General features: G+C 46.1%; 13 protein-coding genes. 11 read left to right on the plus strand and 2 right to left on the minus strand.

Annotated features, from left to right (window positions below; all coding sequences use genetic code 11):
• Positions 1-88: 88 nt before the first annotated feature.
• Together deoD and WBM30_RS07455 are read right to left on the minus strand one after the other, a co-directional pair.
• Positions 89-793: a purine-nucleoside phosphorylase gene (gene deoD / locus WBM30_RS07450; protein ID WP_424900105.1), complete on the minus strand. Its 705-nt coding sequence runs from the start codon at positions 791-793 to the stop codon at positions 89-91.
• Positions 794-961: 168 nt separating this feature from the next.
• A complete protein-coding gene (locus tag WBM30_RS07455) occupies positions 962-1,618 on the minus strand; it encodes a Crp/Fnr family transcriptional regulator (RefSeq protein WP_424900106.1) in 657 nt (218 codons plus the stop codon).
• 49 nt (positions 1,619-1,667) lie between these two features.
• On the opposite strand from WBM30_RS07455, the gene deoB reads away from it, so the two are divergent.
• From deoB to WBM30_RS07510, 11 genes are all read left to right on the plus strand, one after another.
• Positions 1,668-2,840: a phosphopentomutase gene (gene deoB, locus WBM30_RS07460; protein ID WP_424900107.1), complete on the plus strand. Its 1,173-nt coding sequence runs from the start codon at positions 1,668-1,670 to the stop codon at positions 2,838-2,840.
• Between the two features lie 22 nt (positions 2,841-2,862).
• On the plus strand, positions 2,863-3,894 hold the full coding sequence (locus tag WBM30_RS07465; protein ID WP_424900108.1) for a BMP family lipoprotein: 1,032 nt from the start codon (positions 2,863-2,865) through the stop codon (positions 3,892-3,894).
• A 13-nt stretch (positions 3,895-3,907) separates the two neighbouring features.
• Complete coding sequence (locus WBM30_RS07470) at positions 3,908-5,440, plus strand: ABC transporter ATP-binding protein (protein ID WP_424900109.1); 1,533 nt, start codon at positions 3,908-3,910, stop codon at positions 5,438-5,440.
• Between the two features lie 4 nt (positions 5,441-5,444).
• The gene (locus WBM30_RS07475; RefSeq protein ID WP_424900110.1) at positions 5,445-6,515 is read left to right on the plus strand and encodes an ABC transporter permease; all 1,071 of its coding nucleotides are present in this window, start codon (positions 5,445-5,447) and stop codon (positions 6,513-6,515) included.
• Positions 6,516-7,463 carry an ABC transporter permease gene (locus WBM30_RS07480; protein ID WP_424900111.1) on the plus strand — a complete coding sequence of 316 codons (948 nt, stop codon included), beginning with the start codon at positions 6,516-6,518 and terminating at the stop codon, positions 7,461-7,463.
• Entirely contained in the window at positions 7,460-8,755 is a 1,296-nt protein-coding gene (locus WBM30_RS07485) for an NCS2 family permease (protein WP_424900112.1), read from the plus strand. The genes WBM30_RS07480 and WBM30_RS07485 overlap by 4 nt, the downstream gene beginning before the upstream one ends.
• Positions 8,756-9,079: 324 nt before the next feature.
• Positions 9,080-10,063 (plus strand): LacI family DNA-binding transcriptional regulator, encoded by a 984-nt coding sequence (locus WBM30_RS07490; RefSeq protein WP_424900113.1) that lies wholly within the window; start codon positions 9,080-9,082, stop codon positions 10,061-10,063.
• On the plus strand, positions 10,056-10,961 hold the full coding sequence (rbsK, locus tag WBM30_RS07495) for a ribokinase (RefSeq protein ID WP_424900114.1): 906 nt from the start codon (positions 10,056-10,058) through the stop codon (positions 10,959-10,961). Before WBM30_RS07490 ends, rbsK begins: the two co-directional genes overlap by 8 nt.
• A complete protein-coding gene (rbsD, locus tag WBM30_RS07500; protein ID WP_086629881.1) occupies positions 10,936-11,331 on the plus strand; it encodes a D-ribose pyranase in 396 nt (131 codons plus the stop codon). The genes rbsK and rbsD overlap by 26 nt, the downstream gene beginning before the upstream one ends.
• Positions 11,332-11,342: 11 nt before the next feature.
• On the plus strand, positions 11,343-12,824 hold the full coding sequence (locus tag WBM30_RS07505; protein ID WP_424900115.1) for a sugar ABC transporter ATP-binding protein: 1,482 nt from the start codon (positions 11,343-11,345) through the stop codon (positions 12,822-12,824).
• Positions 12,825-13,799: an ABC transporter permease gene (locus WBM30_RS07510; RefSeq protein WP_424900116.1), complete on the plus strand. Its 975-nt coding sequence runs from the start codon at positions 12,825-12,827 to the stop codon at positions 13,797-13,799. It begins immediately after the preceding gene.
• Position 13,800: the final 1 nt, after the last annotated feature.

The following is a 13,800-nucleotide window of genomic DNA, read 5'->3' on the forward strand; positions in this document are numbered from 1 at the left end:
CCCAATACAAGACGAAATCACAGAAAACAAGCTGATTGCGACTATGCAATCAGCTTGTTTCTGTGGAACAAGTTTTTTATTCTGGGTGTTACGCTTGGATGGCTGCTTCCAGCGCAACTATAATCATATCGTTGAATGTGGTTTGTCTTTCTTCGCTGGAGGTCAATTCGCCGGTGATTAGGTGATCGCTGACTGTCAGAATGCTGAGTGCGTTGACATGGAATTTAGAAGCCAAGTAATAAAGCCCAGCTGTTTCCATTTCGACGCCAAGCACGCCGTATTTGCTCATATTGTCTGTGATATTGGAATCACTGTAAAAGCTGTCAGATGAGTAGACATTTCCGACATGGATGTTCATTCCTTGTTCTTTCCCGAGCGTGTAGGCTTTATTGATTAAGTCATAATTTCCGATCGGTGGGAAAAAGGCTGGCGCGAAATCTTTGTAGATCATGGAAGAGTCCGTTGCCGCAGCTTGCGCAATGATGACGTCGCGGATATGTACATCTTCTTGGATAGCGCCGCATGTACCGATACGGATTAAGTTCTTGGCGTCAAAATCGTTGATCAATTCATGGATGTACAAGGTTGCGGACGGCATCCCCATTCCCGTACCTTGTACCGATATTTTTTTGCCTTTATAAGTGCCCGTATAGCCCAGCATATTCCTGACGGTGTTATAGCAAACCGCATCATCCAAAAATGTTTCTGCGATATACTTCGCACGAAGCGGATCCCCCGGTAATAGAACGATTTCCGCGATTTGCCCTTTTTCTGCATCAATGTGAAGACTCATAATAATTTCCTCCTCTTTAGTGGTTAGTACCAATGATAGAGCAAAGGAGGATGAAGCGTTATGAAATCGCTCTCATAGTAAGTGTGAGGATGTTCACACTTATTTTGTTAAAGGGTTCATTTTTAGAAAGCGTTTTCTTTGTTAACATGAAGGCACGACATCAGATACTTAGATGTTTGCGTAAGCTTCCAACTTAGAAAGGTTTAAGATGCGGATTTTTTTTGATTCCAAAGCAATGATTTTTTCATCCTGCAGATCTTTGAACGTCTTTGAGACGGATTCACGAGTCGCGCCGATAATGCTGGCAATCGTACTTTGGTTCGTATGCTGGATGATCAAATCAGTGGAAGCCTCACTGTTTTCGATAAAGTCAAGCAGGGTACGACAGACACGGGTGTGGACGCTATGGAATGTGAGATTCTGTATTTGTCTGTTCAATGCTTTAAATCGTTGGTTATAAATACGGAAGATATTTTTCAGAAGGGCATTATTTTCATAGATCAAGGTAGTGAAATCTGCTTGGGATAAATAGTAAATTTCTCCATCCTCAATCACTTCAACAGAAGATAGGGCATTGCCGTCTGAAAAAAGTTCGATTTCGCCAAGTACTTCGTGTTTTTTTACGAAACCGAGTATGAGTTCTTTACCCTCATGCATACGATATACCTTCAGCATGCCGCTCTTGATGATGTAAATTTTTTCGATTGGGTCATCCTCAAAGATAAGCATATGGTTTTTCTTGTACTTCCTCGATGGGAGTTTTGAAAGGATGGTTTGTACTTGTTCGTCGGTCATACCATCAAATAATTGAATGCTTTTACTCATAATTTCACCTCGTTCAAAATTGTAACATGAAACAGAAAGGAAGGATATCGTGAAAAGTAAACGAATACATTTGATCGTATTGGACTCTGTTGGGATCGGGGAGGCACCGGATTCGGCAGTTTTTCATGATAGCGGAGCACACACCATAGGCCACATTGCCGAGAATCTGGCATTGCGACTGCCCCATCTCGAAAGCTTGGGGTTAGGCAATATCGCAGACATAAAAGGGATAGAAAAGGTGAACCCAAGCAAAGCCTATTGGACAAAGCTGGCTGAAAAGAGTGCAGGAAAAGACACGATGACAGGCCATTGGGAAATTGCGGGCCTGCAGATCGATACGCCCTTCAGGGTATTCCCGGATGGCTTCCCCGAGGAACTGTTGGAAAAAATATCGTCCTACTCAGGAAGGGAAATTATCGGCAACAAACCGGCTTCGGGAACAGCCATCCTGGATGAGCTGGGACCGGAACAAATGGAGACGGGAGCATTGATCGTCTACACATCCGCTGACCCTGTCCTTCAAATCGCAGCACATGAGGGTATCATCCCATTGGATGAACTGTATGATATCTGCGAATATACGCGCCAAATCACAAAAGATGATCCCTATATGATCGGCCGGATCATCGCACGGCCCTACATCGGCGAACCCGGTTCCTTTCAAAGAACGGCTAACCGACATGATTATGCACTGAACCCATTCGGGAAGACCGTGTTGGATCAGCTGAAAGACAATGGGAAAGACGTCATCGCTGTCGGGAAAATCAACGACATCTTCAATGGCCAAGGCATCACCGAGGCCATCCGGACAAAGAGCAATATGGACGGCGTGGACCAGTTGCTGAAGGTTATGGATGAAACGTTCGAAGGGCTTTCATTTACAAACTTGGTTGACTTCGATGCGCTTTACGGGCATCGCCGGGATGTTCAAGGATATGGGGAAGCATTGATGGCATTTGATGCACGAATGCCGGAAATACTTGATCAAATGGCCGAAGATGACTTATTGATCATTACGGCAGATCATGGAAACGATCCGACAGCACCAGGAACGGATCACACGCGTGAATATGTACCGTTGCTGGTTTACTCGAAGCAATTGGTTCAAGCAGGAGAATTGACCACAGCCCATCATTTTGCGGATATTTCCGCAACCATCGCGGATAATTTTGATGTGCCACAAGCCGAACACGGAAAAAGTTTTTTGGCGGAGCTAAAATAAAAAAATCATAGGAGTGATTCAGATGAAAAAATTTACAGTTAGAACGATTGGTCTTTCTTTATTGGCAACAACCCTGTTAGCGGCCTGCGGAAACGGCGGCTCAAGCGACAGCAGCGAAAGCGGCACAACTGCCGGGAAAGAGTTTAAAGTCGGAATGGTAACGGATATGGGCAGTGTGAATGACAAGTCCTTCAACCAAAGCGCCTGGGAAGGATTGCAAAAATTACAAGCAGACTTCGGCTACGATGTGAAATATCTTGAACCACAATCCGATGCGGAAGTGGAACCGAGCTTGCTGCAATTCGTCAACAGCGGCACGGACTTGACATGGGCAACGGCAGCAACGTTAGCGGATGCCGTTACAAACATAGCCAAAAACAATCCCGATGCCAAGTTGGGAATCGTCGATGCCGATATCGAAGGGATCGACAATATTGTATCGATTTCATTCAAGGAGAATGAAGGGGCATTCCTGGCGGGGGTTGTTGCAGCGAGTATGTCTGAAACGGATAAGATCGGATTTATCGGTGGAATGGAAATCCCTGTTATCCAACGCTTCCAAGCCGGTTTTGAAGCCGGAGTCCGTGAAATCAATCCGGATGCGCAAATTGTTGTTAACTATGCGGGGGTATTCAACCGTGTGGATATCGGGAAATCCGCTGCCTCCACCATGTACAACGATGGTGTGGACGTCATCTTCCATGCTGCAGGCGGAACTGGAAACGGCATTTTCAACGAAGCACAAGAACGCTTCAAAGCTGGTGAAAAAGTTTGGGTCATCGGTGTCGATAAAGATCAGTCCTTGGAATTTGGGAATGATGTAACGTTGACATCCATGATCAAAAATGTCGACAATGCAGTCTATAAAATATCCAAACAAGCAGCCGACGGGGAATTCCCGGGTGGACAGGTGGTGCGTCTAGGATTGGCTGAAAATGGCGTCGGTTTGGCTGATACTTCCGATATCAATGTGCCAAAAGAAGTACTGGATGTAGTGGAAAGCTATAAGGAAAAAATCATTTCTGAAGAAATCACAGTGCCTGAACAGCCGTAAGGAGAATACTATGATGAATCAAACGAAGGTCGAGAAAGTATTGGAATTGAAGCACATCACAAAGAAATTTGGGGACTTTGTCGCTAATGATGATATTTCACTGACAGTAGGACGTGGAGAAATCCACGCTCTGCTTGGTGAAAATGGGGCTGGAAAATCCACTTTGATGAATGTGGTGTTTGGGATGTATCAACCAGATGGCGGTGCCATATCCGTTTATGAAAATAAAACGAAGATTGAGAATCCGAATCATGCCATTCACCTCGGCATCGGGATGGTCCATCAACATTTTAAACTGATCGAAAATTTTACCGTGACCGAAAACATCATTTTAGGGATGGAACCAAAGGACGGAATCCGGATTAATATGAAGGCGGCGGTGAAGGAAGTCAGTGATATCTCCACGAAATACGGATTGAAGGTGAATCCGACCAGTAAAATCGAGGATTTGCCCGTGGGTATGCAACAAAAAGTTGAAATCTTGAAATGCCTTTATCGCGGTGCCAATCTGTTGATTTTTGATGAACCGACTGCGGTATTGACCCCCGATGAAATTGGGGAACTGCTCCAGATAATGAAAAAATTAGTGGCAGAAGGCAAGTCCATCATTCTGATCACCCACAAATTGAATGAAATCATGAAAGTAGCCGACAAATGCACCGTCATCCGCAAAGGGAAATTCATCGCCAGCGTGGATGTGGCTGAAACGAATGAAGAACAGCTTGCCGAGTTGATGGTCGGAAAGAATCTTTCCCGTGAAATCGAGAAAGCAGCATACAATCCACAAGCGACCGTATTGGAAATCAAGCACCTTACCTCGTTCAGTGCCAGTAAAAAGCGTATTCTTGATGACATTAATCTGACTGTTGCGGCCGGCGAAATTTTGGGAATCGCTGGGGTGGACGGGAATGGGCAGAGTGAGTTAGTGGAAGCGATCGTTAAAATGCGCGCATTCGATGAGGGCGATGTCCTTATCAATGGTATTTCCACCAAAGATAAATCCACGCGTGAAATTTATGAATCCGGTGTGAGTTATGTGCCGGCCGACAGACATAAACATGGCCTTGTTTTGGATAACGACATAGCCGAAAACCTGATCTTGATCGAATATTACAAGAGCAAGCATAACCAAGGAATCAAACTGGACAAAGTACAGATGTATGAAGAAGCGCGTGAAGCGATGCAAAACTATGATATCCGTGCTGAAAATGAATATACGGTTGTGCGGGGCATGTCCGGCGGTAATCAACAAAAAGTCATCCTGTCGAGGGAAATCAGCCGCGACCCGAAACTCCTTATCATCGTGCAGCCGACAAGAGGTTTGGACATAGGCGCCATCGATTTTATCCATCGCCAAATCGTGCGTTTGCGTGACAAAGGAGTCGCTATCTTATTAGTTTCTTTCGAATTGGAGGAAATTTTGACCTTGTCAGACCGGATAGCAATCATCTTCGACGGTAAAATCGTTGGGGAAACAAAACCAGAGACAACTAACGACAGAGAGCTGGGTCTGATGATGGCTGGTAAAGGATCGGGTGAGGAATGATACCATGGGAAAAGTGAAAAAAAAGACAAAAAACAGTAATGTAATGGTTCCGATCATCGCTGTACTGATTGCACTCGTTATCGGAGCAATCGTGATGGTCATCGGTGGGTACAATCCGTTGGTTGCCTATCAGTCGTTGGTTACAAAAGTATTCGGCTCGGTTTATGATATCGGGGAAACGATTCGTGCCATCATTCCGCTGCTTTTAAGTGGCCTTGCTGTTGCAGTGGCCAATAAAGCTGGTGTATTCAACCTCGGGGTGGATGGTCAGATCATTATGGGTGCCGTCAGTTCCCTTTTGGTCGGGACGCTTATCGAGATGCCGCCTATTTTGCACGGAATTGTGGCAATCTTTGTCGGTGTCGTTGCGGGTGGATTATGGGGCGTTTTGGTTGCGGGTCTCAAGACCAAATTTGGGATCAATGAGGTCATCAGCTCGATCATGCTGAACTATATCGCTTTGTATTTCAGCCATATTTTGATCAAGAATTTCGCGGCGCAGGAAGGAACGGCACGTTCTGCCATGATCAAAGAATCTGCTGGCATCACGTTCCCTTCCTTGAACGAAGTGTTTGATGGCGCGCGGATCCATTGGGGATTCTTTCTGGTCCCATTCATCATCTTTGCTTTCTACTTCTTCTTTGAGAAGACCCGCTGGGGATATGAAACCAAAGTCGTGGGCTTGAATCCGAATGCAGCTTTCTATGCCGGCATCCGCGTGAACCGCATCCTGACACGCACGATGTTCCTTTCAGGGGCTTTGGGTGGATTGATCGGTACTTTGGATACGCTGGGTGTTTATGGATATGTCGCAATCAGTTCCTCCACAAGCGGTATAGGCTTCGATGGTGTGGCCATTGCGTTGCTTGGCGGGAATTCCGCGTTGGGAACTACCTTGTCCGGGATCCTGATCGGGGCTTTGAATTACGGTTCTCAAGGGATGCAGTTCGGTGCGGGCGTGCCGAGCGAAATCATTGGTATTGTGATATCGCTGATTATTTTCTTTGTGGCAGCACCCGGAATCGTCAAAGCAGTATTGCCAAAGAAACCATTGCATAAAGAGGAGGCGAAATAGATGGTAGCCAATATTATAAGCGGCAGTTTGATTTTTGCTACAGCACTGTTGTTCGGTGCGCTCGGCGGGATGCTCAGCGAGCGGGCCGGCGTCACCAACTTAGGGGTGGAAGGATTCATGATTTCTGGGGCTTTCTTCTCCGCTATCGGCGCCAACTTCGCCGAATCGATGGGAATGGGCGGGTTCAGTCCATGGATAGGGTTGTTATCAGCCTTTGTGTTCACTTCTTTGTTCTCAGCGATGCATGCGCTGGCGACACTGAAATACAAGGCTGATCATGTCATCAGCGGGGTGGTCGTCAACCTGTTGGCAGCGAACTTCACCTTTTTCTTGGTGAAATTGTTGTTTGATGGGGCGGCAGATACACCACGCTTACGGAATATGTTCGAAAAAGTGAACATACCGGTATTATCCGACATACCGTTCATTGGTGATGCTCTATTCCATTCCTATCCTACAACCTATTTGGCCTTCCTTATGGTCTTTGCCACCGGCTTTTACTTCTTCCGCACACCTGCAGGCTTACGTCTGAGAGGGGTCGGCGAAAATCCTGGATCCATCGACACTGCCGGGATCAACGTCATGAAAATTAAATTCTGGGCTGTGATGCTCAGTGGTTCGATCTCTTCTTTGGGAGGAGCGACCATTGTCTTGACGACAAACGGAAACTTTTCGTTCAATACGATTGCGGGGCAAGGTTTTATCGCGATTGCGGCAGTCATTCTGGGACGCTGGAACCCATACGGCGTCATGATGGGCGCGTTACTTTTTGGATTCGCACAAGCCATCAAGGACCAAATCCAAATCTTGGACTTTTCGAGTGCCATCCCGACTGAATTCTTCTATATGTTGCCATACATCGTGACCTTATTGGCGCTTATCTTCACAGGAAGAAAAACGCGGGGACCAAAAGCGCTGGGTGTCCATTATGACGCGAGCGTGAGATGATGGAGCTATTGCAAGAACTGTTTCATGTGAAAGAGAAAGGAAGTTCCTTACGAACCGAAATGTTGGCGAGTGCGACTTCCTTCTTCTCTATTGTGTATATTGTGGCTGTCAATGCGCTGATTTTGTCTCAAGCAGGCATGGATTATAATTCTGTTGTGATTGCGACGATACTGACAACGGCCATCAGTAACATTATGATGGGTCTGTATGCCAATTCCCCTTTGATACTGGCCCCAGGAATGAGCGACAATGCGTTCTTCACCTATATCTTGGTTGGTGCCTTTGCGTTTACTTGGCAAGAAAGCTTATCGATTATCTTTATCGTCGGTTTGCTCTTCTTCCTGTTGACGCATTTCAATGTGGTCGATCAACTCCTTCGCTCCATCCCGGTGACCTTGATCAAAGGGATGAGTGCGGGAGTCGGTTTTTTCTTGATATTCCTTGGCTTGAAGAACGGCGGAATCATCGTATCATCAGAGGGTACGATCGTGGCACTGAATAATATTTTTCAACCGGTGCCGTTGACGCTGTTGGCAACACTTCTGGTCGGATTGATTTTGTTCGTCAGAAATGTAAAAGGCAATTTTTTATTGACGATTATTTTCGGTGTTCTCATTTCCATTGCTTTAGGGGTAACGGACATCGGCTCATTTTCCTATTCTTTTATCGACCTGCGTTCTTTGGAGCCGTTTATCTTCCAACTTGATTTTTCGAGTGTTCTGTCGATGGACTATTGGGTGGCCGTATTTTCGCTCTTGATTTTGGTCGTTTTTCAGAATTTAGGGACGCAGGTCAGTTTTTTGACATCCGAACAGCCTAAAGTGCTGAAACGAACGCTGGAATCAAATGCGTTGTCAGTGATGATTGCTGGTTTATTGGGATGCAGCTCTACCTGCACGAGTGCGGAAGGCGCAACGGGCATCGCTGTGGGAGGTAGGAGCGGATTGACTTCCTTTATGGTGGGCGTTTATTTTCTGTTCACCATTGTGTTGATCCCCTTCATTGCCCTTATCCCGCTTGCGGTCATCTCGGCTTTGCTCATTATTGTGGGGTCACTGTTGGCTGCCAACAATCTGAAAGGCATCAATTTTGATGATTTCACGGAATATTTTCCGGCTATTCTGATGGTGCTGCTGATGGTGTTGACGTTCAACATCGCGGATGGTATCGGCTGGGGATTTATTCTGTACACGTTCATCAAAGTGTTTTCGGGTGATCGGCAAGCTGTGTCAAAAATGATGTATGGATTGACGGGTATCTTTGTTCTGTATTTTGTATTGAAATTCATTTAAAAAATGCAAAAAGCTGGTCTCTTTTGGAGATTGGCTTTTTGCCTTTTGAGCGATATCAGGATTGCGGGGGCTTATACGGAGTAAATCGCTGTATTCACCGATTCTGCACCTGAAAAAAACTGTATAGGATGAGATTGTCGAATAGTTGGAGTCTATTCGACAATTTTTCCTTAGCGGGGTTGCGATGCGACTCTTGTAGGCGAACTGATCTCCTTTTTTAACAGGCATAAACTTTTTACAACTAGGGGTTGCAAACGATTTCAAGTCGTGCTATATTGTTTGTGTAATCGGTTACACATTTACGGCTGATGGAGGTGAAGGAGAATGGCGACTATCAAGGAAGTGGCAGAACTGGCGGGTGTATCCGTCGCAACCGTTTCAAGATTCATGAACAACAGCGGATATGTAGGGAAGGCTTCACGCGAAAAGGTCGAAAAAGCAATCAAGCTATTGGATTTTTCACCGAATGAAGTGGCGCGCTCGCTCTACCAAAAAAAATCCAAGCTGATCGGGTTGCTGCTGCCGGATATCGCAAACCCATTCTTCCCATTGGTTGCTAAAGGTGTGGAAGATAAGATAAATGAACTTGGCTACAGCCTCATCTTGGGGAATGTTCAAGGCGATCTGGATAAGGAAAAGGAGTACTTAAAAATTTTCGCGCAGAATAATGTGGCGGGAGTACTGTCCGCAGTACAAGGGAGCACAAAAGAATTCCATGGCATGCCATATGTGTTGTTGGATCGGGTCAGTGAGGATATCGAATTTGCTGTTCATACCGACGATTTTCACGGTGGTGAATTGGCGGCGCAAGCCATCAGCGAGAGACAAGCAAAACATGTCGTTATCATGGTTGGGCCGAAAGATGTGCCAAGCTCACATGACCGGCTTTCCGGAAATCTGAAGGTATTGAACGAAAAAAATATTCCTTACCAACTGTACCAAACTGATACATATCAATTTGATTCGGCGGAAAAAACTGCGCAGCATTTTTTGGATCAATTTCCTCATGCGGACAGCGTGATTGCTTCCAATGACGTGTACGCATTGGCAGTCATGAAGGAAGCTATCAAAAGAGGAATCCGTATCCCTGAGGAACTTCAGATCATCGGCTATGACGATATGCCATTCGCCGCACTGATGTTTCCTGGGCTTTCCACAATTGCGCAACCAGCTTATGAAATAGGCTATCAAGCTGCAGATCTTCTTTGCAGACATATCGAAAACAAAATCATTCCGAAAAAAAGAATACAATTGCCTGTAACGTTAAAAATAAGAGAATCATTGAGGGAGAAGATTGAAAATGGGTAATATTATGGTGTTAGGAAGCATTTCAACTGATTTTGTCGTCACAGCCGACAGACGCCCTGAAACCGGGGAGACCATTACAGGGAAGGACTTCAGAACCACATTCGGAGGGAAAGGCGCTAACCAAGCAGTTGCCAGTGCACGCTTGGGCGGACACGTTTCGATGGTAGGGACTGTAGGCAATGACCTGTTCGGTACGGAACTGATTGAAAATTTGAAACGAAATGGGATTGATGCAAGAAATGTGGAACGGGTTACACATTTGCCTTCAGGATCAGCCCACATCACGATTGTCGACGGCGATAACGCGATCATCTATATCCCGGGTGCGAACAACGCATTCGAAAGCGCACGGCTGCAACACCTGGAAACAGAACTGGAGAAAGTCGAGCTGATGGTTATCCAGAATGAGGTGCCGCAGGAGATTGTCGAAGCCGTTATCGGACTGTGCTATGAGAAAGGTGTAAAAGTGCTCTACAACCCTGCACCCGCAAGAAAAGTGGATGAAGCTTTATTGGAGAAAGTTACCTTCATGACACCGAATGAGAGCGAATACAAAATTATGTTTCCTGAATTATCCCTTTCGGAAGGAATCAAGAAATACCCTGGAAAACTCATTGTGACACTAGGCTCTAAAGGCGTTTGTTACCATGATGGCTCAGTTGAGCGGAACGTTCCGGCATATGTTGTCGGACCAGTGGACACTACCGGAGCGGGAGACACGTTTAATGGTGCATTTGCGGTAGGCATCGCATCAGGATTGGATATCGAAGCCAGTCTGCAACTCGGAAATCTGGCAGCGGCATTATCCGTACAGAAATTTGGAGCGCAAGGCGGCATGCCGACACTAGCTGAACTGAAGGAGAATGAACATTATGAAAAAACATGGAATCTTGAATAGTGATATTGCAAAAGTTTTGGCGGATTTGGGACACACAGATAAAGTTGTGATCGGTGATGCGGGCCTGCCGATACCGGAAGGCGTCAAAAAGATCGATTTATCCATACGTTTGCACGAGCCTGCCTTTCAGACGATTCTGGAGCTGCTGATGGAAGAGATGGAAGTGGAAAAAGTATTTTTGGCTGAGGAGATAAAGGAGCAGAATCCGGACCAATTCGAGCGGACTATGGAGCGGTTGGCGGGCGTTGAGGTTGCCTTCGTCACTCATGAGACCTTTAAGGAAATGACGGGTGATGCTAAAGCCATTATCCGCACAGGGGAAGCGACACCTTATTCCAATATCATACTGCAATCAGGGGTCCTATTTTAGGAGGGAAAGAAATGGAAGTTGTGATGAAAGGAATCACGAAAAGCTTTGGCACCAACTACGTGTTGAGGGGAGTTGACTTCACCATCAAAGCGGGAGAAGTGCATGCCTTGATGGGGGAAAATGGGGCCGGCAAATCGACCCTGATGAATATTTTGACTGGACTTCATAAGCCGGATGCAGGAGAAATCTTGATTGATGGTACCCCAAAGCAATTTGATAGCCCTAAGGAAGCGGAGAAATTCGGGTTGAGCTTTATTCATCAAGAAATGAACACGTGGCCGGAAATGACGGTAGTCGAAAATTTATTTTTGGGAAATGAAATCCAAAACGCTATCGGATGGATCGACAACAAGAAAATGAGAGCGCTTGCCACTGAGACGTTCCGTGAGCTGGGGGTAACCTTGGATCTGGATGAAGAAGTGAAGAACTTGTCGGTAGGGCAGCAACAGATGATCGAAATAGCGAAGTCCTTACTTTCCGACGGCGAAGTGATCATTATGGACGAACCTACAGCAGCCCTGACGGAAAGGGAAATCGAGGTATTGTTCAGGATTATCCAGAACCTGAAGCAAAAGAATGTGGCCATCATCTATATTTCCCACAGGATGGAAGAAATTTTCAAAATCAGTGACCGCATCACGGTCATGCGTGACGGTGTATCCGTTGACACGAAGCGGACAGCTGATACTAGCAACGATGAAGTGGTGCGTAAAATGGTCGGCAGGGACCTCGCTGATTATTATCCGGCGAAGACCTCCAAAATCGGACCTATCGTTTTCGAAGCAAAGAAACTTTCATCTGAACGGAAATTCCAGGATGTGTCCTTCCAAGTGAAAGCAGGGGAAATCGTTGGTTTTTCGGGACTTATGGGAGCAGGACGGACTGAAATCATGCGGAGCATCTTTGGGATCGATCCGCTTTACGGAGGTGAAATGTATCTTGAAGACAAGAAAATAACCATTTCGAATCCAAATGATGCCATTCGGCAAGGCATAGGTTTCTTGACGGAGAACCGGAAAGAAGAAGGCTTGATTCTTGATTATTCCATCAGTGAAAACATCAGCCTTCCTTCAATAGACGGTTTCCGCAAGAATGGGCTGATCGACACACAAGCCGAGAAGGCTTTTGTTGAACTGCTGATGCAACGTTTGCAGGTCAAATCCGAAGGGAGCGACGATATCGTGTCCGGATTATCCGGAGGGAACCAACAGAAAGTCGTTTTGGCCAAATGGATCGGCATCGGCTCCAAAGTTTTGATTTTGGACGAACCGACGCGCGGTGTGGATGTAGGTGCCAAACGCGAAATCTATCAATTAATGAACGAACTTGCTGACAGAGGCGTTGCAATCATCATGGTTTCAAGTGATTTGCCTGAGGTACTTGGTGTCAGTGATCGCATTGTAGTTGTCCATGAAGGAAAAATATCCGGTGAGCTGCAGCGTGGAGAGGCGACAGAAGAGAAAATCATGAAATTAGCAACGGGGGTAATGTAAATGAATCTAGGAATACAAACCTTAAAAAGTAACAAAGAAAAGGGACCAGCAAAAAAAAGGCTGAATAAATTGGGGCCTTTGCTCGCATTAGTTGTGCTGGTCATATTTGTCACCATCATGAACCCGAGCTTCATGTCACCCACCAATCTCCTGAACCTTTTGAGACAAGTTTCCACAAATGCACTTATCGCTTTCGGTATGACCTTTGTCATCATCACGGGTGGGATTGACCTTTCTGTAGGTTCAACGCTTGCGCTCAGCAGTGCTTTGATGGCGGGCCTGATCGCTTCCGGTCTGAATCCTGTCCTTGCGATGGGAGTGGGCTTGGTGCTTGGTGCCTTTTTGGGAGCCTGCAATGGTGTAATGATCACAAAAGGGAAGATGGCGCCATTCATTGCGACGCTTGCAACGATGACGATCTATCGCGGACTTACTTTAGTGTACACAGATGGGAATCCAATCACCGGTATCGGAGACAGCTTCATATTCAAATACATGGGCCGAGGTTATCTTTTCGGCATTCCTTTCCCCGTAGTTGTGATGCTGCTCTTCTTCGGAGTATTGTATGTACTTTTGCATAAAATGACATTCGGCAGAAAGACCTTTGCGCTTGGTGGGAATGAGAAGGCCGCTTTCATTGCCGGCATCAAGAGCGACCGCATAAAAATTGCCATCTATTCCATTTCCGGACTGATGGCTGCAGTCGCCGGTATCATCATCACTTCACGTTTGAACTCTGCTCAACCGACTGCCGGTAATGCCTATGAAATGGACGCAATCGCATCCGTTGTTCTAGGCGGAACAAGTCTATCCGGAGGACGCGGAAGATTGGTGGGGACATTGATCGGAGCATTGATTATCGGTACGCTGAACAACGGTTTGAACCTGTTGGGCGTATCAAGTTTCTATCAGCAAGTGGTTAAAGGGGTTGTCATCATCATCGCTGTTTTATTGGATCGTAAGAACAAAAAATAGG

The sequence above is a fragment of the Trichococcus sp. genome, assembly GCF_049684335.1.
In the GTDB taxonomy this organism is placed as follows: Bacteria; Bacillota; Bacilli; order Lactobacillales; family Aerococcaceae; genus Trichococcus.

Bases quoted from the DNA above. Each gene is read 5' to 3' on its own strand.
- WBM30_RS07455 (WP_424900106.1), bottom strand. From the start codon at position 1,618: ATGAGTAAAAGCATTCAATTATTTGATGGTATGACCGACGAACAAGTA.
- rbsK (WP_424900114.1), top strand. From the start codon at position 10,056: ATGGGTAATATTATGGTGTTAGGAAGCATTTCAACTGATTTTGTCGTC.
- WBM30_RS07505 (WP_424900115.1), top strand. From the start codon at position 11,343: ATGGAAGTTGTGATGAAAGGAATCACGAAAAGCTTTGGCACCAACTAC.
- WBM30_RS07485 (WP_424900112.1), top strand. From the start codon at position 7,460: ATGATGGAGCTATTGCAAGAACTGTTTCATGTGAAAGAGAAAGGAAGT.
- WBM30_RS07490 (WP_424900113.1), top strand. From the start codon at position 9,080: ATGGCGACTATCAAGGAAGTGGCAGAACTGGCGGGTGTATCCGTCGCA.
- WBM30_RS07510 (WP_424900116.1), top strand. From the start codon at position 12,825: ATGAATCTAGGAATACAAACCTTAAAAAGTAACAAAGAAAAGGGACCA.
- WBM30_RS07475 (WP_424900110.1), top strand. From the start codon at position 5,445: ATGGGAAAAGTGAAAAAAAAGACAAAAAACAGTAATGTAATGGTTCCG.
- WBM30_RS07470 (WP_424900109.1), top strand. From the start codon at position 3,908: ATGAATCAAACGAAGGTCGAGAAAGTATTGGAATTGAAGCACATCACA.
- WBM30_RS07480 (WP_424900111.1), top strand. From the start codon at position 6,516: ATGGTAGCCAATATTATAAGCGGCAGTTTGATTTTTGCTACAGCACTG.
- rbsD (WP_086629881.1), top strand. From the start codon at position 10,936: ATGAAAAAACATGGAATCTTGAATAGTGATATTGCAAAAGTTTTGGCG.
- WBM30_RS07465 (WP_424900108.1), top strand. From the start codon at position 2,863: ATGAAAAAATTTACAGTTAGAACGATTGGTCTTTCTTTATTGGCAACA.
- deoD (WP_424900105.1), bottom strand. From the start codon at position 793: ATGAGTCTTCACATTGATGCAGAAAAAGGGCAAATCGCGGAAATCGTT.